The organism is Pseudoalteromonas sp. bablab_jr011 (genome assembly GCF_016464045.1).
GTDB lineage: Bacteria > Pseudomonadota > Gammaproteobacteria > Enterobacterales > Alteromonadaceae > Pseudoalteromonas > Pseudoalteromonas lipolytica.
Genome location: NZ_JACDWU010000304.1, coordinates 66,298 through 88,953, shown reverse-complemented (window position 1 = coordinate 88,953; position 22,656 = coordinate 66,298). Strand labels below are relative to the sequence as shown.

At 42.8% G+C, this 22,656-nt stretch carries 18 protein-coding genes; 12 read left to right on the top strand and 6 right to left on the bottom strand.

Annotated elements, in window-relative coordinates; genetic code table 11:
* Positions 1 to 57: 57 nt before the first annotated feature.
* Both JIG41_RS19910 and JIG41_RS19905 read left to right on the top strand, forming a co-directional pair.
* On the top strand, positions 58 to 1,734 hold the full coding sequence (locus tag JIG41_RS19910; protein WP_036970850.1) for a DUF1566 domain-containing protein: 1,677 nt from the start codon (positions 58 to 60) through the stop codon (positions 1,732 to 1,734).
* Between the two features lie 61 nt (positions 1,735 to 1,795).
* Positions 1,796 to 2,257, top strand: coding sequence for a DUF1566 domain-containing protein (locus tag JIG41_RS19905; RefSeq protein WP_227006851.1), 462 nt, complete (start codon positions 1,796 to 1,798; stop codon positions 2,255 to 2,257).
* Here JIG41_RS19905 and JIG41_RS19900 read toward each other — a convergent pair.
* On the bottom strand, positions 2,245 to 3,354 hold the full coding sequence (locus tag JIG41_RS19900) for a tRNA nucleotidyltransferase (protein ID WP_036970846.1): 1,110 nt from the start codon (positions 3,352 to 3,354) through the stop codon (positions 2,245 to 2,247). The two genes, JIG41_RS19905 and JIG41_RS19900, sit on opposite strands and share 13 nt — an antisense overlap.
* 195 nt (positions 3,355 to 3,549) lie before the next feature.
* Here JIG41_RS19900 and JIG41_RS19895 point away from each other — a divergent pair, with 195 nt between their 5' ends.
* Both JIG41_RS19895 and JIG41_RS19890 read left to right on the top strand, forming a co-directional pair.
* A complete protein-coding gene (locus JIG41_RS19895) occupies positions 3,550 to 4,470 on the top strand; it encodes an ExeA family protein (protein WP_036970843.1) in 921 nt (306 codons plus the stop codon).
* 13 nt (positions 4,471 to 4,483) lie between these two features.
* Positions 4,484 to 5,563 (top strand): general secretion pathway protein GspB, encoded by a 1,080-nt coding sequence (locus JIG41_RS19890; protein ID WP_196857598.1) that lies wholly within the window; start codon positions 4,484 to 4,486, stop codon positions 5,561 to 5,563.
* 25 nt (positions 5,564 to 5,588) lie between these two features.
* Here JIG41_RS19890 and JIG41_RS19885 read toward each other — a convergent pair whose 3' ends face one another.
* Positions 5,589 to 6,797, bottom strand: coding sequence for an HD-GYP domain-containing protein (locus tag JIG41_RS19885; protein ID WP_065978031.1), 1,209 nt, complete (start codon positions 6,795 to 6,797; stop codon positions 5,589 to 5,591).
* 225 nt (positions 6,798 to 7,022) lie between these two features.
* The gene (gene putA, locus JIG41_RS19880) at positions 7,023 to 10,826 is read right to left on the bottom strand and encodes a bifunctional proline dehydrogenase/L-glutamate gamma-semialdehyde dehydrogenase PutA (protein ID WP_036970837.1); all 3,804 of its coding nucleotides are present in this window, start codon (positions 10,824 to 10,826) and stop codon (positions 7,023 to 7,025) included.
* A 166-nt stretch (positions 10,827 to 10,992) separates the two neighbouring features.
* Here putA and JIG41_RS19875 point away from each other — a divergent pair, with 166 nt between their 5' ends.
* Positions 10,993 to 11,475, top strand: coding sequence for a winged helix-turn-helix transcriptional regulator (locus JIG41_RS19875; protein WP_036970835.1), 483 nt, complete (start codon positions 10,993 to 10,995; stop codon positions 11,473 to 11,475).
* Between the two features lie 110 nt (positions 11,476 to 11,585).
* Here JIG41_RS19875 and JIG41_RS19870 read toward each other — a convergent pair whose 3' ends face one another.
* A complete protein-coding gene (locus tag JIG41_RS19870) occupies positions 11,586 to 12,185 on the bottom strand; it encodes a TIGR04211 family SH3 domain-containing protein (RefSeq protein ID WP_036970833.1) in 600 nt (199 codons plus the stop codon).
* A 212-nt stretch (positions 12,186 to 12,397) separates the two neighbouring features.
* On the opposite strand from JIG41_RS19870, the gene JIG41_RS19865 reads away from it, so the two are divergent.
* The 3 genes from JIG41_RS19865 (at position 12,398) to JIG41_RS19855 (ending at position 15,043) form a co-directional block, all read left to right on the top strand.
* Complete coding sequence (locus tag JIG41_RS19865; protein ID WP_036970831.1) at positions 12,398 to 13,918, top strand: CYTH and CHAD domain-containing protein; 1,521 nt, start codon at positions 12,398 to 12,400, stop codon at positions 13,916 to 13,918.
* The gene (locus tag JIG41_RS19860; protein ID WP_180311367.1) at positions 13,884 to 14,570 is read left to right on the top strand and encodes an START domain-containing protein; all 687 of its coding nucleotides are present in this window, start codon (positions 13,884 to 13,886) and stop codon (positions 14,568 to 14,570) included. Before JIG41_RS19865 ends, JIG41_RS19860 begins: the two co-directional genes overlap by 35 nt.
* Before the next feature lie 68 nt (positions 14,571 to 14,638).
* Positions 14,639 to 15,043, top strand: coding sequence for a diacylglycerol kinase (locus JIG41_RS19855; RefSeq protein ID WP_036970830.1), 405 nt, complete (start codon positions 14,639 to 14,641; stop codon positions 15,041 to 15,043).
* Between the two features lie 295 nt (positions 15,044 to 15,338).
* On the opposite strand, the gene metK is transcribed toward JIG41_RS19855, so the two are convergent.
* The gene (gene metK / locus JIG41_RS19850; RefSeq protein WP_036970829.1) at positions 15,339 to 16,490 is read right to left on the bottom strand and encodes a methionine adenosyltransferase; all 1,152 of its coding nucleotides are present in this window, start codon (positions 16,488 to 16,490) and stop codon (positions 15,339 to 15,341) included.
* A gap of 267 nt (positions 16,491 to 16,757) precedes the next feature.
* Here metK and tkt point away from each other — a divergent pair, with 267 nt between their 5' ends.
* From tkt to JIG41_RS19830, 4 genes are all read left to right on the top strand, one after another.
* Positions 16,758 to 18,749 (top strand): transketolase, encoded by a 1,992-nt coding sequence (tkt, locus tag JIG41_RS19845; RefSeq protein ID WP_036970828.1) that lies wholly within the window; start codon positions 16,758 to 16,760, stop codon positions 18,747 to 18,749.
* A gap of 331 nt (positions 18,750 to 19,080) precedes the next feature.
* Positions 19,081 to 19,392 (top strand): pyrimidine/purine nucleoside phosphorylase, encoded by a 312-nt coding sequence (locus JIG41_RS19840; protein ID WP_036970827.1) that lies wholly within the window; start codon positions 19,081 to 19,083, stop codon positions 19,390 to 19,392.
* Between the two features lie 182 nt (positions 19,393 to 19,574).
* Complete coding sequence (gene hpf / locus JIG41_RS19835; RefSeq protein WP_036970825.1) at positions 19,575 to 19,931, top strand: ribosome hibernation-promoting factor, HPF/YfiA family; 357 nt, start codon at positions 19,575 to 19,577, stop codon at positions 19,929 to 19,931.
* Positions 19,932 to 20,189: 258 nt separating this feature from the next.
* Positions 20,190 to 21,362, top strand: a complete 1,173-nt coding sequence (locus JIG41_RS19830) for an NRAMP family divalent metal transporter (protein WP_143474494.1) — start codon at positions 20,190 to 20,192, stop codon at positions 21,360 to 21,362.
* Between the two features lie 105 nt (positions 21,363 to 21,467).
* On the opposite strand, the gene JIG41_RS19825 is transcribed toward JIG41_RS19830, so the two are convergent.
* Entirely contained in the window at positions 21,468 to 22,655 is a 1,188-nt protein-coding gene (locus tag JIG41_RS19825; protein ID WP_036970823.1) for a VWA domain-containing protein, read from the bottom strand.
* Between the last annotated feature and the right edge of the window lies 1 nt (position 22,656).

Below are 22,656 nucleotides of genomic sequence, written 5' to 3'. Positions count from 1 at the left end.
TATCTTCTTATTTGGCAGTTGGTTATAAAGCCAACGTTGCATTTTAAGGTGGTAAACATGAGATTAGTGCCTCTTGTAGTTGTTGCATTAACGACACTCACAGCCTGTGGGGGCGGTGGGTCGAGTGACACAACACCAATCGCTGCGACAGTTAATGCTGGAGCTGATCAGCAAATTATTGAAAAAAGCGAGTTTACATTATTGGCTAAGGGCTCGCCTGCTGATGGAACATTTACGTGGCAACGAGTAAGTGGCCCTGTTGTAGAGGGGTTCCCAGCAGAAGGTGCTGAGCAAACTCTCACTGCCCCTGATATTAAGCGAGACTCAGAGCTCGTACTTAAAGTTAATTATCAAACGGGTGATGGTCAGTTAGTCAGTGATGAAGTAAGCATATTCATTACCTCTAATAACCAGCTGCCTGTTGCCGTGATCACGCAAACTGCACCGCAAGAACTGCCCTCAAAATACAATGATACTATTGTGCTCAGTGGTGAAGAGTCTGTCGATATTGATGAAAATGGTTCGATAGACAGTTACTTATGGACTCAGCTTTCGGGCCCAGATTTAACCGTTGATAGCTTTAATAATCAAACGATTAGCTTTACTCACCCGCTGCTAGAATCAAACACGTCAATGACATGGCGACTAACAGTGACCGATGATGAAGGGGGCTCTGCAAGCTCTGAACAGTCATTTACGCTTAATAAAACCCTTGAAGTAATCATTGCTAACGCTGGGGAAGATCAGCAAGTTATAGAGTTTGATACCGTTACGCTTGATGCAAGTAACAGTGAAATTGTGACTGCAACCAAGCAGTGCTATTGGGAACAACTAACGGGTGAAATAGTCACCCTTGCAAATCAAAATCAATGTATCACCACATTCATTGCCCCTGATGTTGATACCGACACAGAACTTAGTTTTGAGGTTACCGTCACCGACAGTAAATCGCGCAGTGATACAGATACGGTAGTGATTGGTATCAGCCCTAAACCCCTCGGCCTTATAAATGATACGGGCATGAGCGACTGCTATAACAACACGCAAAAAATTAACTGCAAAAGTGATAACTTCCCAGCTCAAGATGCAGATTTAGGGCGTGACAGTGTTGCTAATCAACTTGATAAAGTAGGCCAAGGTGACTTGGCATTTGATTTTACAAAATTAAATGAATTTGCGGATGAGCTGCCAGACGACGCAGCAAACTTTAGTTGTGTACGCGATAACGTGACAGGCTTAATTTGGGAAGTAAAAGCGGCAAGTGCCACACTGCCACCGGCAACCACTAACCGTGCAGCAACAAATCATTATACGTGGTATTTAAATAGTAATAACGGGGTACAAACGGGCAGTGTTCAAGGTGCAGCAAACTCAACATGCCCAAGTAACACCGCGTGTGGTTTACAAACGTATGTGAATGAAGTGAATGCGATTGATTTTTGCGGCGGCACTAATTGGCGTGTTCCTACCTATACCGAACTTCTGGGAATACTGGATTACGCTAAACAAGGTGAAGTAAGCTTACTCAACAGTGAGTTTTTTCCAAATCAGCCAAGCAATATTCAGCTAAGCGATGATGGCAACCCGTTTATGCCGTATTGGACATCACAAACCGCTGTGGATGGTACCAGTTTGTCGCAGGCATATATTATTGATATGAGTAGCGCAAACGACTTGGCCTATCCGAAAGGGAAAACCGCCTTTGTCCGTTTAGTAAGAACACCGGGAGAATAATATGCGTAAACTATCTTTCTATGCATCGGTTGCCTTACTGGCAACACAGCCTACATTTGCTATGGCGCAGGTTTGCTACGATGCGGTAACGCAAACGACCCCAGACAGCCGCTTTGTCATTAACGAAAATGGCACGGTAAGTGATGTAGAAACAGGCTTAATGTGGCAACGTTGTAGCTTTGGACAAACTTACAATAGTGCAACGGCAACATGTGAAGGCACCAGCCAGCAGCTAACCTGGGGTGAAGCATTACGCGGTGCAAAGAATACGCGTCTTGCCGGTTTTTCTGATTGGCATGTGCCTAATGTAAAAGAGTTAGCCAGCATTTTAGAGCATCGATGCGTGCAGCCGAGTATTAACGAAAGTGTCTTTCTTGCTACTAAGCTGCAAAATTACTGGAGCAGTACATCAGGAAAAGAGCGAACAGACCTTGCTTGGGTTTATCAGTTTGATAAAGGCATAAACAGTCTTCACGCTAAAGAATCCGATGTATTTCTGCGACTCGTACGTTATGAAAAATAATTTTTAATGATAGATAGCCGCGCGTTTTCAAGCGCGGTTTTTATGTCGGCCCCTTTAATTCCTTGGGCGATAAATTGCTGTGGATCGACAGCGCTTGCCTGTTCAGTCACTTGGTGTAGTTGTGTTATACATGCCACTGGCTTTTGTTCACTTATTTCTAACGCCTTGAGTACGGCGTTTAAACGCTCAGGACGACGCCATAAATCAAGTCGGTTAAAACAGCCTAGCAGTGCGTCACAATCCGGCTGCTTGTCAGACAATATTGAACGATGAGCAACAGTGTTAAGAGCAACATCACGCACTTCATTTGGTAGACGGATCTGCTGTGCGATTGTGTGAATATCAGATTCTGTTAGCGAGAGTGTCACTTGGCTAAAAAGTAATGCTGTGTCTGTAATAGAGTGCTTGTTGGCATAATCAAAGCGCGCTTGCATCGTTTGATACAATGCATCACTCCACTGCGATTCTAACGTGGGGCTGATCACATGTAAGCCTCCAATTTTAAAGAGAGTATTTAAAAACTCTGCAAATGCGCCATCACTAAGAGATTTTTCGCATTCTAACCAAACTCGTTCCGCTGTGAGTGTTTCAAGCTCGCCTGCTTTTACCATCGCAATAAGCAAACGTTCTGTTTCTGGCGCAATAGAAAAGCCTAAGTAATGATAACGAGCAGCAAATCGGGCGACTCGTAAAATACGTAACGGATCTTCAGAAAACGCATCTGAAACATGGCGTAATAAACGGTTCTCGATATCGCTTTGCCCACCAAAAGGGTCAACTAATGTGCCATCTTCGGCTTGCGCTATCGCATTAACAGTTAGGTCTCGGCGGATTAAGTCTTGTTCTAAAGTGACATCGGGCGTGAAATCGCAGATAAATCCCGTATAACCTTGGCCTTGTTTCCGCTCAGTTCGGGCAAGTGCATATTCTTCTTTTGTTTTTGGGTGCAAAAAAACAGGAAAGTCTTTGCCGACTTGTTGGTAGCCTTGTTTAATTAGTTGCTCGGGAGTTGCACCTACGACAACGTAGTCGCGTTCTTTTACTTCACGACCTAACAGTGCGTCTCTTACAGCGCCACCGACCAAATAAACCTGCATAGTACACCTATTATTTTTACCTTTTCGGTATTTTACGTTATTTGCCAGCGATACCCAAACTCCAAAAAACAGGCGCTTTATTCGGGGCCGTGTTTTTTATCTTAAAGTAATTTTAGTATAACGTACGAACAAGGTTTTAAGTCGCGTAGTTTTTTGCCATTATAGGCCGTGATTTTAAACGCAAGGAACATCACGGTGTATTTAAGCTATTTTGGCTTGTCAGAAAAACCTTTTTCGATTGCCCCTAATCCTGAATATTTATTTCTTAGTGAGCGTCATAAAGAGGCCTTAGCGCACCTTACTTATGGACTAGGTGAAGCCGGCGGTTTTGTACTTTTAACCGGCGAAGTGGGAACAGGTAAAACAACATTAACCAGAAGTCTGCAAGAGCAGTTACCTGAAAACACGCAAGTCGCACAAATTCACAACCCGGCATTGTCTCAACTTGAATTGCTAGCCAGTATTTGCGACGAACTTAAGATTGACTATGACAGCGAAAATGCCACATTAAAAACCTTAACAGATGTGATTAAAAAGCATCTTGAGGCGAATAATTTAGCAGGCGGTCATACCATCTTAATTATCGATGAAGCACAATTGCTGGCTCCCGATGTGCTTGAGCAATTACGCTTATTGACGAATATAGAAACAGACCATAAAAAGTTACTACAAATAGTGTTAGTTGGGCAGCCTGAGCTACAAGAGCTATTAAAACGCACCGAACTTAGACAACTTGCTCAACGTATAACGGCGCGTTACCACTTATTACCGCTTAGCGAAGGCCAAGTGTTTGCTTATGTTAAACACCGTTTACTCAAAGCAGGCACTGAACAAGCGCTCTTTTCTGCTGATGCCTTAAAAGCGATTTACCAAGTAACAGAAGGGGTGCCAAGGCTTATTAATTTATTGTGTGAGCGCTGCTTAGTCGGGGCTTTTTCACAGCAAAAGCTGAGCATTGATAGTGAGCTTGTCATGCGCTCAGCAGTTGAAGCTTTACCGCCAAGCAGTGCGCCTATTTCGTCAACTGCGAACAAAGAGCCAAGTTATGTTTGGCTTTATCCTGTTTCATTTTTAGCCGTATTGGGTATGGGTATTGGTTTATCTTACCTAATATAACGAGTGATCATTTATGTCATTACTTTTAGATGCAATTAAACAATCTGGTCAACACGAGCAAACAGCGATTGATCATGACCACGCTGCTCTGCAGCTTAAACAACAACAAGAATTAACCCGTTATCGCCGTCTTGCTTTTTCGTTTGGGTTATTACTAGCGGTTATTTTAACGCTGATGGCAGGCTTTTCTATTGGTAAATGGCTGCAAAAAAATGAACCTTTTGCGCAAAAGCAAGTTACTAGTAACAGTGCTGAAGAGACACAAAATTCTTCACAAGCGACAGAGACTTTAGCGACAACAGATACAAATAATGTACCTGTAACAGAGGAGGCACCCGCAAAAGCCGTTCCGCAAGCTGCCAATACACAGGCCAATCCGCCTGTTAACAATACTGCGAATAATATGGGCCAAGTGCCTGTTACAGTCGCACCTCAGCAGCAAATGATGCAGCAAGTTCCTGTGCAAGGGCAGCAATATCAATGGGTGCAAGTACCCGTTAATACCGTGCCTGTTTATGCTAATCAAGGTTATCAAGGGCAACCTGTTTATCAACAGCCTGTGTATCAAAATCAGCCAATTTATCAGCCTCAGCAACCACAATTTTCGCAGCCAATGCAAATGCAACAAATGACACCGCAGCAAATGAGCAGTCGAGACATTGACATGAGCAAATACAAGGTGCTGGGTAAGCCGCTAAATGATCAAAGCCCATCGCAAGTCAACCAAACCGTGGTTGATGACGAATTTAACGACGTGCCTAATAACTTAAAAAGTGCCTTCGAGAGAGCAGTGCAAGATGTCGATAATAAGCATGTGGCTGATATAACGCGCAGTACTAAAAACTCATCATACGCAGAGCCTGTCGAACTGCTGCCTGACTCGCTGCAAAGCTTGATCCCAACAATTAAGTATCAGGCGCACATTTATGCCTCTGAAGCCTCTAAACGTTGGATAAAGATAAATGGTCGTGAATTGTATGAAGGCGATAATATTGGCGTACTCAATGTGATAGAAATCACACCTGAGCAAAGTTTATTTAGTTACGACGGTTACGAGTTTACGTTAAAAGCACTGCAAGACTGGCCAGAGTAGCCAGTCTTATATTTAAAAATAGTGGTTATGGCAAAATTGAGTTTTTGAAGAAGCGGATCAGATCGACATTAAAGTCATTGGGTCTGACTGCTGCTTCTAAGCTATCGTGACAACGGTTATTTGCTAAATCAATATCTTGCACTTCGGTATAGTGTGCATGCTTGGCGTTATAAAACACTTTTACCACGGGTTTTAATGGGCTGCTTGGGTTACTTCGTGTAACCACGGCAAGCTTTTGGCTTTCAAGTTTCACCAAGGTGCCGACAGGGTGAATACCGATACATTGAATAAATTTCGTCACAAGGTCGCCATCAAAACTATCTGGGCAGCCATCTTTTAGAATTTTAAATGCTTTAATTGGCTCCATACCGGCTTTATAGACTCGCTCTGCGGTGAGTGCGTCATATACATCAACAATCGACGCCATACGAACGTACAGGCTTAATTCATCACCATGCTTACCGAATGGGTAGCCGCTGCCATCTAATCGCTCATGATGGAAACCCGCAATTTCAACTGCGATGCCACTGAGGCCTGATTGTTCTAATATTTCTTTGCTGAAACGGGCATGGTCTTGAATGATTTGATATTCTTCGTCTGTTAACTTGCCTGGCTTATTGAGTATTTCATCAGGTATTTTTATTTTGCCAATATCATGCAGTAGGGCACCTGTCGCTATTTCTTGAATGATGCTTTTATCGATGCCTAAGTGTTTGGCAAAAATGCTAATAAGAATTGAAACGTTAATTGAGTGTTCGAGTAAATAGGCGTCTTTTTCGCGCATTCTGGTAATGCAGGCAAGGGCATCTTGATTACGGAAAACGGAGTCCATAAAGCCACTGGCCAATTCTTGAAATGGCGCAATATCAATTTTATTACCAGTACGAATATCATTAAATGCTTTGCTTTGGAGTGATTTTGCTTCGTTGTATAAACTATTCGCTTTGGCCATTTCTGCAGACACGCTATGCGATGTATGCCAAGGGTTATGGGCGACGGTTTGCGGCTCTGGCGGCGAAGTGTTTTGCTGCTCTTCCACTTTATTGTCACTGCTCATTGTGAGCGTTTTATCGGGGTCGATAACGACTTCTAAGATACCCGCTTTAGCTAGTTTATCGATACCTCCCTGAGTCTTCACCCATCCTTGGTTTTTAATGCGGATTTTGCCTGTCTGTTTTGTAACGCTTTGTACAAACATACCGGGCTTAAGTTGATCAATAGGGAGAGTTTTCAAGGCCTTTACTTCAAGTTAAATACATTACCTTTAACCTAGCAGATAATTTGTCTTCTAGTAAATAATAATAAAGGTGATAATTTTGAAATTGGTGCAGCTTTTCGTCTATAAAGTGGTTGTTTTTCTTAATGTTAGGCTATTTTATCTGGGTATAAAAAAGCCCCTGTTAGGTACAGGGGCTTTTAGATTTTATAACAGCAAAGTTAGTTAACTTTTATGCGCTGTTTACTCATCATCTTCAACAAGCGTCATCAGTGATGTATTACCACCTGACGCTGTTGTATCGATACTGATTGTTTTTTCAGTCAGTAAGCGCTTGATTAACGTATCGTAGTACTCAGAGCTAATCACTGGCAGAATCGCCCCTTTACGTTGTGCTAACTGTTGGCTGAAATAGCCTAAACGTGATGAGCGAGCTGCTACAACCGCACCGGCAAGGTGAGGGTGTGCCAAGATAGCTTGTAACTGGTTAGGCTTAGCAACTTGGAATACACCTTCGGCGATACCTGTTGAAATAAACTTGTCTTTGAAAGCAACCGCTTCTTCGTAGAACAGTTCAGATGCAACGGTGATGACTGTGTTACCCGCAGCAAGTGCTGTGATAATTGAAATCGCCCAGAAGTTAAATGAAGTACTCTTATCGGCATAACACACAACACAACCACGAGGCTCAAGGTGAAGCGTATTAGATTCACCTGTTGGTCCAGGTAATACAGTGTGTTTACGCATGTGCTTTTCAAGGCGGTTAAGCTGCGCACGTGCATCGGCTAATGTTAATGCTAAGTCATCAGCAAGCTCGTCGATAATTTCGACAGTAGCGACTTTTGCTAACAACTGACGTACCGCAGAAACGCGGTCGTTTAACGGTGTTGCACGCCAGATTTTTTCATCGCGTAATGAGTTTTCCATTAGCTTAGCAACTTGCTCAGCCGCACCTGAATAATGATGAGTGTCTAGCTCATCAGGTGATAGGTTCGTCATTTGTACGTTATCAGGTGACGCTTTTTCTTTCACAAGACGTTGTAAGTAGTTAGGACCACCTGCTTTAGGGCCAGTACCTGAAAGGCCACGACCACCAAATGGTTGCACACCAACAATTGCACCAATCATGTTACGGTTTACGTACACATTACCTGCACGAGACATTTTTGCTAAGTATTCACAACGCTCTTCAATACGTGAGTGAATACCCATTGTTAGACCGAAGCCAGTGCCATTGATTTGATCAATCACATTATCAAGCTCTGAGCCTTTGAAACGAATAATGTGCACACATGGACCAAATACTTCGCGTTTAAGTACTGAAAGGTCTTTAATTTCATATAAACGCGGTGCGAAGAAATAAGCGCCATTTTCGTTGTTATCAGGAATTGCACACTCGTAATGAAGTGTTGCATTACCTTTTAAGTATTCAACGTGTTCGTTTAAGTTTTTCAGTGCTTTTTCGTCAATTACAGGACCAATGTCAGTCGAAAGTAATGAAGGGTCGCCAACATGAAGCTCTTTTAATGCGCCTTTGATCATCTCAATGATGCCATCAGCAATATCTTCTTGTAAGAATAAAACACGTAATGCAGAACAACGTTGACCCGCACTTTGGAAGCCAGAGCTGATCACATCATCAACAACTTGCTCAGGAAGCGCTGTTGAGTCAACGATCATACAGTTTTGACCACCTGTTTCTGCAATTAACGGCACTTGAATGTCGTTACGTGCAGCCAGTGTTTGCGAGATGATTGTGCCTGTTTCAGTTGAACCTGTGAACATCACAGCTTGAATACGCTCATCAGGTACAATTGTCTTACCTACTTCGCTACCACGTGCAATAACAGGTTGTACAACATGCTCAGGTAAGCCAACAGATAACATAAGGTCAATTGTACGAAGCGCAATTAAACTTGTTTGCTCAGCTGGTTTTGCAATCACCGTGTTACCCGTTACGATAGCAGCAGCAACTTGGCCTAAGAAGATAGCAAGCGGGAAGTTCCATGGGCTGATACATAAGATCACGCCACGCGCTTCAAAACGCTCATCTTCAGATAACTCTTCAGCACGAGCAGCGTAATAACGGCAGAAATCAACGGCTTCACGCACTTCATCAATGCCATCTTGCGCCACTTTACCCGCTTCTTTAATACAAAGAGCGACGAGTTCATCGTGGTGACGCTCTAAAATATCAGCGATGCGGCGAAGTAAGTTAGCACGTTCTTTAACCGGTGTTTGTGACCATGATTCAAACGCTTTTTCAGCATTTTCAAGAAGCGCAGTCATCTCATCAGATGATTGTAGTTTCACATGACCAATGATTTCTTTGTGGTTCGCAGGGTTTTTAACTGCAATTGAACCTTCTGGTACATCATTTAACTCAATGCGATTTTCTGCAAACCAGGTGTCTAGGTTTTCTTTAAATGGTGTAATGGCATTGATGTCAGTTAAATCCATGCCTTTTGAGTTCGCTCGCTCGTCACCGTATAAATCGATAGGCATCTTGATTTGCGTGTTGTACTTATTACGCAACCCTTGCAGTGTTTCAACTGGGTCTGGTAACAGTGCTTCAACTGGTTGAGTGGTATCAACAATCGCGTTAACAAACGATGAGTTAGCGCCGTTTTCTAATAAACGACGTACTAAGTATGCAAGTAAGTCTTCATGCTGACCTACGGGTGCGTATACACGACACTGAATTTTTTCTTGTTCAACGATTTGGTCGAACAGTGATTCACCCATACCGTGTAAACGTTGGAATTCGAAGCCTTCGTGATCGCCTTTTGCAACTTCTAAAATCGTCGCTGCTGTATAAGCATTGTGTGTTGCAAATTGCGGATACAGAACATCGCGTGCTTCAAGCAGTTTAATCGCACAGGCTTTGTATGATACGTCGGTAGTCGCTTTACGGGTAAATACAGGGTAGTGATCTAAACCATCTTGTTGTGTGGTTTTGATTTCGGTATCCCAGTATGCGCCTTTTACAAGACGAACCATTAATTTGCGGCCAACACGGCGTGCAAGGTCTGCAACCCACTCAACAACGAAAATAGCGCGTTTTTGGTAGGCTTGAACTGCTAAACCGAAACCTTGCCAGTTACCCAGTTCTTCATCACTGAATACCGCTTCGATAATATCTAAAGAAATATCTAAACGGTCAGCTTCTTCAGCATCAACCGTAAAGCCGATATCGTAGCTTTTAGCTGCAAGTGCAAGTTCTTTTAGTTTTGGTACGATTTCAGCCATAACACGTTCACGATGCGTGAACTCGTAACGTGGATGAATCGCAGAAATTTTCACTGAAATACCCGGGCTCTTTATTGGACCGCGACCATTTGCAGCTTTACCAATTGCATGAATGGCTGTCATGTAGCTTTGGAAATAACGCTCAGCATCTTTCATGGTGCGCGCGCCTTCACCTAGCATATCGTATGAGTATACGTAGCCTTTTTGTTCTTTATCAGCAGCACGTTCAATTGCTTCGTCAATGGTACGACCCATTACGAACTGCTTACCCATGATCTTCATCGCGAAGTTCACAGATTTACGAATAACCGGTTCACCTAAACGACCAATGGTTTTCTTAAGCACACCAAATTGTTGCTCTTTAGATTTGTCGCTGTAGTTAACCATTTTACCCGTTACTAACAGACCCCAAGATGAGGCGTTTACGAATAAAGAGTCACTGCTACCTAAATGCGAACTCCAATCACCCTTGGCAAGCTTGTCACGGATAAGCGAGTCTTGCGTTGCCTTATCTGGAACACGTAGTAATGCTTCTGCTAAACACATTAAAACAACGCCTTCTTCACTCGATAGTGAGAATTCGTTTAACAGTGCATCGACACCGCTTTGACCATCTTGGTCGCGACGGATATTTAAAACCATTTGACGAGCACGTTCCCACGCTCGGCTACGGGCTTTAACGCCTACTTCAGCCAAAGGCAAAATGTGATCGATAACCGCATTTTCATCTATACGGTAAAAGTCGCGGATCTTTTGTCTAATTGGACATTCAGTTGTCAAATCGCCATTAAATAGCATATGTAACCCTCTGGTATGTGGAGTCTAGAAATAAACTAAAAGTATTTCTTACCATTGATATAATCCGTGCATTCTAATTAAAATCCAGCAGAATATGCTGGTTATATTTTTCGATTTACGATAATTTACAGGGCATACCGTTAACTTAGCCGCATAAAATTCTGTTATGACTAACCCGAATAGATTACGCATGTTAGATCGTATCGATTTAGCAATTTTAGACGCTCTGCAAAAAAATGGCAGAATATCGAACGTTAACCTGGCAAAACAGGTGAATTTGAGTCCGAGTCCATGTCTTGACCGTGTTAAGCGCTTAGAGCAAGAGGGCTACATTGAGGGGTATTATGCAAAGTTAAGCGAAGCCAAGCTTAATCAAAGTTTGTTGGCTCATGTGCAAGTGTCGTTAGTGACCTCAAATACCTCAGTGTTTAAAGTGTTCAGAGAATATATTTTAAATATTCCACAAGTGGTCGAGTGCGACATGGTGGCAGGCGGATACGATTACCTATTAAAAGTGCGAGTCTCTGATATGGACGAATATCGCCAAGTTTTGGGTGATTTGGTTGATATTCCCGGTGTTGGTACGCACCACACCTATATGGTGATCGAAAAGATAAAACAAGATAGCGGTTTAAGATTCGATATCTAAACAAAAAAAGCACCAAACGGTGCTTTTTTTATGAAGATTTTTTGCTGGGTTATACCCACTCGCTTAATCAATCCCTAAAAATGATTAACTATTATTGCGGGTTGCTATTATTACGCCCAACCATCATAACGTTTACGGCGTGAAAGCATAATCGTTAAAATAATACCAAGTAATAAACCAATAAATGCAATAGCGCCGCCGTAAGTTAATAGTTGGCGTTTTTCTTTGGCACTGGCTAATTGTTTCACGTTGCGCTCAGATTCTATGGTGCTTTTTAGTTTTTCAATTTGTTCGCTTAGCGCTTGGTTTTGCTCAGTGAGGGTTCTGTTTTGTTCTTGTAATTGCGGTAGTTCAATTTCTGCTTGGCGTAATTGCTCTTGCATCAAGGTCATGTCGTTATTCAGAGCTTGAAATTGCTGATGGATACCGGCGTTCTCGCTGATAAACTTCGTTTCTACCCAGCCTTCGCGGTCTTTGTCGTCGCGAATTTTAAAATAACCATTATCTTCTTCTGATAACAAGGTAATTTGAGTACCTGCATCAACTGACCCCAAAATACGGTAGTTTTTACTCGGGCCTGAATGCATAAAGGTATAGAGGTTGTCGACTATGTATGCGGTGTTTCCGTTGTCGCTTGTAGGCGCTTCTTCTGCATAGCTAATGAAAGTGGCGGCTGATAGGAGCAGCCCAAAAATACACTGTTTTAACATCAATCTACCTTGTTAATGTAACCTTGCCCAAAATGGTCAAATTTTTAAATACGTAATGTATAGAGATAGTAGGGATTTCAACTATTAATAGCAAGGCTGATATTGTAATCCAAGACAGGGTTTGAGGGTAAAAATCAGGAAAAAGTTTGCATTAAGTAGCTGCTTTGTTTATTTTGAGCACTTATTTATTTTAAATGTACTCCGCAAAACGAATGGATACTGAGATAGAACTGAAGTTTTTGGTGTCAGATGCCGTTGTTCCACTGATCCCCGCATTAATTACTCAATTTGCAAAAACCGTTACAAATAAACCGTCACGCAGCTTACAAAATGCTTACTATGATACGCCAAGTCGTGAGTTACGCGCACTGGATATTGGTTTGCGTACCCGCTGCTGTGATAACCAGTGCGAGCAAACGATTAAACTCGCTGGCGAAGTTGTAGGTGGATTACATCAACGCCCAGAATATAACTTACCTTTAGAAGGTGGTCGCCCAGATTTAATGGCTTTTGATGCCACAATTTGGCCGCATGGCATGCAAGTTAATGCGATTGCCGACAACCTGTACCCTATTTTTAGTACTAACTTTATTCGTCGCACGTGGTTAATCGAAACCAACAGTGGAGCTAAAATTGAGGTTGTACTTGATAAAGGTGAAATTGCAGCGTCAGGTAAAGTTGAGCTGATCTCTGAGCTTGAAGTGGAATTAATTGAAGGCAGTCGCCACGAGTTATTTGCCCTTGCAGATAAACTGGTTAGCGAATGTAATGTACGTCTTGGGCTATATTCGAAAGCTGCACGAGGTTATGGCTTAGCCGATAACACCCCACTAAAAGCAAGTAAATCGATTGGGTTTGTGCCTCTTAAAAAAGAGGCCACACAAGAACAAGCTTTGGTCGCAGGGATAAATTACGCGATTCGCTTTGTACAAAAGCATGAAGCCTGTTACTTCATCAAGCCGAGCTTAAAAACCTTAAAACGAGTCACTGATGGCATTCGATTAATTCGCCACACCTTTTGGCTGTTCGATGATATTGTTAGTAAAGATGATACAGAGTCATTACGTACTGAGTTAAAGTGGTTGCTGAGTGAGTTGGCGTGGGTTGAAAACGCCATTCAGTTAAAAACCTATACCTCAAAACGTCACGCCTATTATAAAAAAATTAATAGCGCACCAGAGCTAACTCAAGTGATTAACGACCTAAAAGAGCTTCAGCCGAGTATTGACGATGTAAAAGCGTTATTTCACAGCACCCGTTACAACCGTTTGCTGTTGCAATTGACCACCTGGTTGATTGAAAAGCAATGGCGTAAGTCGTGGGGGCAGGCAGAGTTCCAAGCTGCAGAAAAACCAGTAGCAGATATAGCCAAGCGCTTATTTGCAAAAGATTGGCACGATATGCATGAGCTTATTCCTGAACAACAAGCACTGAGTGATAAAGACTATTTATCGTTGCGTACTCGTCTAGAAAACTCTCTTTTAAGTGGTAACTGTTTGGGGGCATTATTCAATAAAGACGACAGAAGCGAGTTTCGTATTCCTTGGTTAGATATTTCGCATGGTATTTACGAGCTCAGTACTCTTGAGTATTTAAAGCAGTTGTGTGCAGGACAAGACGATCAGGAATTAGCAAAGATTCAAACGTGGCTCGAGCAAAAGTCAGAATTTTTAGTGAGCGCCATGGAACAAAGTCGTCATGCCTCATTCAATACTGATCCCTACTGGTTATAAATCTGTGAATCGTTGGCTATTCATTGGGTTAGCGTGGTTTAGTTGTTCAACTGTCGCGACCCCAATAGAATGGCATACATACAAGCAGCAAGAAGGTATAAAGGTCACGTATCAAAAACATGACAGTGGCATTATCGAAATTAATGCATCTGTGGTTGTTGAAGATACCAAGGCAGATGACTTTATGGCCTTACTTAGCGACACCGACAACGCGCCAAATTGGCTCGAAAATGTTCAAAGTGTAACCCTAATAGAGCGGCTTAGCCCCGCAGAGACGCTTGTTTATACGCGCTTTAACTCGCCTTGGCCGGTTTCTGATCGTGATTTAGTGAGCTACTCTTGCTATCACACCTTAAGCGATAATAAAACCGAGCTTAAAATTACCAGCCAGCCCCACGTTAAACCTTTGGTAAAAGGGGTGGTGCGTATTAAAGAGCTCACCGCTTATTGGCGCTTAGAGCAACAGCAAAATAACTTACTGATTACCCACCAAGCGTATGCAGACCCAAGCGGTGCTATTCCGCATTGGTTAAGTAATAAAGTATCTTTAAAAAGTGTGTTTAAGTCATTACAAGCATTGCGTGAACAGCTAAAAAAGAATGCGTTTTCACGGACAAATCCCCCAAGTGTGCCAGGAAAGTGCTTATCTTAGTAAAGCGAAGATGACATTTTAGGTATTTATGAATATTATCTGCGAAGTTTATTCGTACTAGGAACAGCATGAAAGAACCCAAAATCCCCTTGGTCAATAAACCCAACGGCATTGGTATTGGACGTATTTTAAAAGCCACAAGGTGCTCAATTAAAGGTTTTAAGGCCGCATTTAAAGAAGAGTCAGCTTTTCGCTCAGAAATTTATTTAGGGGTGTGTTTATTACCGTTATCGGTTTTTCTGGCGCAGTCACTGACTCATTGGCTCGTGTTGTTTATTCCGTATTTATTACTGTTGATTGTTGAACTACTCAATTCGGCCATCGAAGCGCTGACTGACAGAGTGGGGATTGAATATCATGTACTGTCTGGGCGCGCAAAGGATATGGCCTCGGCAGCGGTGACCTTGTCATTGGTTATTTTAGCACTGGTTTGGCTGGTGGCGATGTATGAAAAGATAATGACGTTACTGTAATTAATACCAATCGCAATAATACTTAATCATTTTGAGCGATTAAACCAGTCGCTATCTGCGTTAAAAATATCTGATTTACGACAGCATGGATGCAGGAGGTAGAGCAATGCAGGAGCAATTGCTGAGAACAACTAAATAACTAAATTTTTGCCTTGTTATCAACGCGGTTTTATTGCCTCAAAATAGACCACTTAATTAAGCGTAATGGTATAAGCGCAATGGTATAAAAATTTAGAGTAAAAAATTAAACACAAAAAAAGCGCCAAAATGGCGCTTTTTCAGTCTGTATACCCTATTACAGGCCAGCAGCTGCGCGAAGTGCGTCTGCTTTGTCTGTACGCTCCCAAGGGAACTCTTCACGACCGAAGTGACCATAAGCGGCAGTCGGTTGATAGATAGGACGCTCAAGATCAAGCATTTGGATTAAGCCGTAAGGACGTAGGTCGAAGTGTTCACGCACTAATTCGATTAGACGTGCTTCTTCTAATTTACCTGTACCAAATGTCTCGATGCTGATAGATGTTGGCTCTGCAACACCGATAGCGTAAGAAACTTGAAGTTCACACTTGTCAGCAAGACCCGCAGCAACCATGTTTTTAGCAACGTAACGTGCCGCGTATGCAGCGCTACGGTCAACTTTTGATGGATCTTTACCTGAGAAAGCACCACCACCGTGACGCGCCATACCACCGTATGTATCAACGATGATTTTACGGCCAGTCAGACCACAGTCACCCATTGGACCACCGATAACGAAACGGCCAGTTGGGTTGATGAAGAATTTCGTTGCGCTAGAGATAAGCTCTGCTGGAAGAACCGGCTTAATGATGGTTTCCATTACCGCTTCTACTAGGTCGTTTTGTGAGATTGAATCACAGTGTTGCGTTGAAAGAACAACAGCATCAATACCTACCGGCTTACCATTTTCATATGCAAATGTTACTTGTGATTTTGCATCTGGGCGTAACCAGTTAAGCTCACCGCTTTTACGAACTTGCGCTTGACGCTGAACTAAACGGTGTGAATACGTGATTGGTGCAGGCATTAAAACGTCTGTTTCGTTACATGCATAACCAAACATTAAACCTTGGTCACCCGCGCCTTGGTCTTCTGGACGTGCACGGTCAACACCTTGGTTGATGTCTGGAGATTGTTTACCGATAGTGTTTAGGATTGCGCACGAGTCAGCATCAAAACCCATGTCTGAATGCGTGTAACCGATTTCACGTACAGTTTTACGTGTAATTTCTTCGATATCAACCCACGCGCTAGTAGTGATTTCACCACCCACCATAACCATACCAGTTTTAACGTAAGTCTCACATGCAACACGGGCATGAGAATCTTGCTCTAAGATAGCATCTAGAACCGCGTCAGAGATTTGGTCCGCGATTTTATCCGGATGACCTTCAGATACAGATTCAGAAGTAAATAAATGTTTTGCCATTGTATTTCTGCTCACAAATATTGCGCTTCACTAACGTCGGTAATAGCGCTAAAAAATTAAGGGGCGTATTTTATCTAAAACAATTATGTTTGCATAGTTATTTTACGCCTAGACGTCTATTTTAAATTACTAATAACATTTCGTTCTTAATAAACAGTGGTAATAGACCCATTTAATACGGATTTTTAATTGCACTGCACCCATACAATAAGTAAGAATGGGGCTTAACAAACAACCAGCGCAAATACATTAAAGGTAGGAGAATTCATGCCATCTCGCAAAGAACTTGCAAATGCTATTCGCGTCTTATCAATGGACGCAGTACAACAGGCCAACTCTGGCCACCCTGGAGCCCCTATGGGCATGGCAGATATCGCAGAAGTACTATGGCGCGATTATCTAAAGCACAACCCGACGAACCCAGAGTGGGCAGACCGTGATCGCTTTATTCTTTCAAATGGCCACGGTTCGATGCTGATTTATTCTCTACTACATTTAAGTGGTTACGACTTACCACTTGAAGAAATTAAAAACTTCCGTCAAATGCATTCAAAAACACCAGGGCATCCAGAGTATGGCTATGCACCAGGTATTGAGACCACTACGGGCCCATTAGGCCAAGGGATCACAAATGCGGTAGGTATGGCAATTGCTGAAAAAGCGCTTGCTGCTCAATTTAACCGTGAAGGCCACGACATCGTTGATCACTTTACCTACGCGTTTATGGGTGATGGCTGTTTAATGGAGGGTATCTCTCACGAAGCCTGTTCATTAGCGGGCACATTAGGCCTGGGTAAACTTGTTGCGTTTTGGGATGACAACGGCATCTCTATCGACGGTGAAGTAGAAGGTTGGTTCAGCGACGACACACCTGCACGTTTTAAAGCATATGGCTGGCACGTGGTGAGTGATGTTGATGGCCATAACCCAGAGGCCATCCGCGCAGCCATCGAAGAAGCACGTAGTATTACCGACAAGCCATCATTAATTTGTTGTAAAACAGTGATTGGTTACGGTTCACCTAATAAGTCGGGTAGTCATGACTGTCATGGTGCTCCACTTGGTCATGATGAGATCAAAGCGGCACGTGAGTTCTTAGGCTGGACAGGCGAAGCATTTGAAATCCCAGCTGATATCTACAGCGAATGGGACGCAAAAGAAAAGGGCCAACAGCTTGAATCAAACTGGGACGAAAAGTTTGCGGCATACGCAAATGCACACCCAGAGCTAGCAGCAGAATTTAAGCGTCGTACAAATGGCGAATTGCCAGCAGATTGGGCTGAAAAGTCACAAGCGTACATCGAAGAGCTGCAAGCAAACCCTGCAAACCCTGCAACACGTAAAGCTTCACAAAATGCACTGAATGCATTTGGTCCATTATTACCAGAGTTTATGGGCGGCTCAGCTGACCTTGCTGGTTCAAATTTAACAATTTGGGATGGTTCAAAAGGCGTAACAGCAGACGACGCAAGCGGTAACTACATCTACTACGGTGTCCGTGAGTTTGGTATGTCGGCAATTATGAATGGTATTGCACTGCACAAAGGCTTTATTCCTTACGGCGCAACATTCTTAATGTTTATGGAATACGCGCGTAATGCGGTACGCATGGCTGCATTAATGAAGCAACCAAGCATTTTTGTATACACGCACGATTCAATTGGTCTGGGTGAAGATGGCCCTACGCACCAACCAGTAGAGCAAATTGCAAGCATGCGTTTAACGCCTAATCTTGTTAACTGGCGTCCGTGTGACCAAGTTGAGTCTGCAATTGCATGGCAACAAGCGATTGAGCGTAAAGATGGCCCAACGTCATTGATCTTCACACGTCAAGGTCTTGAGCAACAAACGCGTACTGCACAACAGTTAAGCGATGTGAAAAAAGGTGGTTACGTACTGAGTTGCGATGGTGAGCCTGAGCTTATCCTTATTGCAACGGGCTCAGAAGTACAGCTTGCACAAGACGCCGCTGCAGAGCTTCGTTCACAAGGCAAAAAAGTACGTGTGGTTTCTATGCCTTCAACTGACTTGTTTGATGAGCAAGACGCAGCCTACAAAGAAAGCGTATTACCAGCAAGCGTAACACGCCGCGTAGCTATCGAAGCGGGCATTGCAGACTACTGGTACAAATACGTAGGCCTAAATGGCGCAGTAGTAGGTATGACGACATTTGGTGAGTCAGCACCTGCTGGTGAGTTATTCAAGCACTTTGGTTTCACGGTTGAAAACATCGTAAACAAAGCAAACGCTTTGTTCTAAGCTTTAGTCGCTAAAATTTAAAAGCCCGCGCGGTCTTAGCACTGCGCGGGCTTTTTTATGGATTTTTGCTGCCAGTCAAAAGATTCGATACGTACCCGACAGATCAGCAATAATTATCACTGCTACTTGGGTACTTTATACCGTAGGGGCGTTTTTAGTGTTTTGGTGAACACATAGGCACTCTATTTGTTTTTTTAATTGCTCAGTGTATAAAAGATAATAAAAAAATCAGCTCACATATAGAGGTTAATTGAATAATCTTCAGTTGCTGCTTACTTAAAATTCGGGCAGGCTGAAATAAAGAAGATTATAAAACATAACAGGAGTGAGTATGACTCAGTTTGACAGTGTAAGTGTTGTAAAAAAAGCGAATGTCTATTTTGATGGTAAAGTTTCGAGCCGTGTTGTGCTTTTTGCCGATGGCAGTACTAAAACATTAGGTTTTATGCAACCAGGAGAATTTGAGTTTGGCACAAATCAAAAAGAGCACATGGAGTTACTTGCGGGAGAGTGGCAAGTGTTACTGCCAGGCGAAACTGAGTGGCAAGCCATGAAGGCTGGAGATTCGTTTAATGTAGACGCCAATGTTACCTTTCGCGTAAAGGTAACTGACTTTGCTGATTATTGTTGCTCGTACACTTAATGAGCAGTTGATAACTTTTCTATAAAGCCCGTGTAATACGGGCTTTTGCATATTTTATCCGCAGAGCATGATCTAAATCATGTGTGGTTACAATCAATTACTAATTATCTTTGATTTTCGCTTGTGTTAATTCAAATCGCCCCCAATACTAACTATGAGGTAACAAGAAAAAAGGATACCCTATGAAGATTAATATTTCTGGTCATCATGTTGACGTTACTGAGGCTGTTAGAGCTCATATCAACGAGAAATTCTCAAAAATTGCTAGCCATTTTCCATCGTTAATATCTCTCGATATTATTCTTTCAAAAGAACATCACAAGTATCAAGCTGAGATCAGCACTATTTATGAAGGTGCACGTTTATCAGTTAAAGGAGAAGATGAAGTGATGTACCCAGCACTTGCAAATGCAGCTAAAAAACTCGATGCATCGCTAAAACATCGTAAAGGGCAAATGAAAGCTAAACTACATGAAAAACCGGTGAGCACAACGCCGGAAATCGCCCATGAGATTATTCAAGAAATGAATTTAAGCTAATAAATTAGACGCTAAGTGTTAGCCACAAAAATTTAGCGCAAAACCTCGAACAAGAGAAAGCCAAACATAAATATGTTTGGCTTTTTTGGTTTTATAAACTGACAACTTAATCCTAGAACTCAGAAGCGAGGAGTGTCTTCCAATCTCATCTAAAACGCTGTAAGTTGCTTGTAACTAAGAATAAAACACATAAAGCATATGCAATCAGCAGTATCACATTGGCAATCTAAACTTAATGCACTTGGCCCTGGCATATTAATGGCCACAGCGGCGATTGGTGGCTCACATTTGGTGGCGTCGACGCAGGCTGGCTCGTTATTTGGCTGGCAACTATTTTGGCTAATTATTGTTGTGAATGTACTTAAGTACCCATTCTTTCGATTTGGTATGGAATACACCCTTGCAACTAAACAAAGTTTAGTTGAGGGCTACAAGCAAAAAGGGCCGGGTTACTTTTACAGTTTTATTGCGTTAAATATTGTGGCTGCAGTAGTGAATACCGCAGGGGTACTACTTTTAACAGCCAGCCTATTACATTACGCACTGCCGATCACCATTTCGGTGACCTTGTTGTGTTGGATTATTTTGGCTGTTTGTTTACTTATTTTGTTGTTGGGGCATTTTAAGGCGCTCGATAACGTGTCTAAAATCATTATGGGGCTGCTTACTGTTACAACTGTGGCTGCTTTGGTGGTGGCAATTAATAATGGTCTTATGGCTCCAGTTGACTACGTGGGCCCGTCGCCGTATGAGCTTGCAATGCTTGGCTTTATGGTGGCGCTAATGGGCTGGATGCCAGCTCCTATTGAAATCTCAGCGATTAGTTCACTTTGGCTAAAAGAAAAGCAGCAGCAACAAGTTATTACTAAGCAGCAAGGTTTATTTGATTTTAATTTAGGCTACTGGCTTACAGCAGCCCTAGCTTTGGTGTTTTTCTCGCTAGGTGTATTAGTGCAATACGGACAGGTACAAGCCGTGCAATTAGGTGGGGTGGCGTTTGCTAAACAGCTTATTGATATGTACGCCCTTACAATGGGAGAGTGGGCAAGGCCATTGGTGTCGGGTATCGCTTTTTTATGTATGTTTGGCACCACGCTTACCGTGCTTGACGGCTACGCCAGAACCTTAAATGAATCGCACAAATTACTGCCTGTAAAACAGTCTAAACACAGTTTAAATATGTGGCTTTTACTGCAAGCATTTTCTGGTATGGCAATCATTTTATTCTTTAAATCGGCACTTGGCCCCATGCTTACGTTTGCCATGACTCTCGCCTTTGTTACCACCCCAGTATTTGCATGGCTTAACTTTAGTTTAGTGCGCTCAGAGCCAAGTATTGTGCATTCCCCCTTAATTCGGACTCTAAGCTGGCTAGGTTTGGTTTATTTAGTGGGCTTTGCGTTGGTGTTTTTGGTTTGGAAGTTTACCTAATTTGCCTGAACGAAGTGAAATCCAGCATCATTGTGTGTCAGCAGTGGGTTGATCCCAAGTCAATTTTTAGTATTGCGCGATATAAAATCGCGCCTACAATCTAGGCTAACTCAATTCCCTAATCGCATTACTTATGCCATCTAAGGTGAGTGGATACATACGGTTGTTCATTAACTGTTTTATAAAATCAATCGATTGATAGTAACGCCAGTGCTCAACCGGTTGTGGGTTGAGCCAAGCGACTTTATCAAAGTGATTTGTTATGCGGTTTAGCCAGGCGCTGCCGGGTTCCTCATTCCAATGTTCTACACTGCCACCAGGGTAGGCTATTTCGTAAGGACCCATGGTGGCATCGCCAACAAAAATGACCTTGTAGTCACTGGTGAACTTGTTAATCAAGGTCATGGTATCAATCACGTTTGAATGGCGGCGCTCGTTGTCTTGCCAAACATGTTCGTATAAACAATTATGAAAATAGTAAAACTCGAGGTGCTTAAATTCGCTGTGTGCAGCACTAAATAACTCCTCACAGGTATGAATGTAATCATCCATTGAGCCGCCAATATCAAACAACATCAGCACTTTTACAGCATTGTGGCGCTCGGGTGCCATTTTTACATCGAGCATGCCACCTTGCTTTGCAGTAGCACGAATGGTTTCGGTTAAATCGAGAGTGTCGCTAGCCCCGGTGCGGGCAAATTTACGCAGTTTTTTAAGCGCGAGCTTAATGGTGCGAGAGCCAATTTCGCGGTCACTGTCGAGGTTGCGGTATGTCCGTTTATCCCATACTTTTACAGCACGGCGGTTACGATTACCGTCTTGACCAATACGCACGCCTTCTGGGTTAAAGCCATACGCGCCAAACGGCGAGGTGCCGCCAGTGCCAACCCATTTGTTGCCGCCAGCATGGCGTTTTTGCTGTTCTTCAAGGCGCTGTTTCAGGGCTTCCATAAGTTTATCGAGGCCACCCATCGCTTTTAACTGTGCTTTTTCTTCGTCTGTTAAGTGTTTTTCAAACTCTTTGCGCAACCAGTCGTTAGGCAGGTTATGCTGTTGTTTTAAGCTTTCGAGTAAATCAAGGTCAGCAACCCCGCTAAAGTAATCGGCAAAGGCTTTATCAAACCGGTCAAAGTGAGTTTCGTCTTTGACCATGATGGTACGCGCTAAGTAATAAAACGCGTCTACGTCGGCAAAAATGACCCCTTGCTTGAGCGCGTTGATCAAATCAAGTAACTCACGCAGACTCACGGGTAAGCGGTATTCACGTAACTTAAAGAAAAACGCAATTAACATC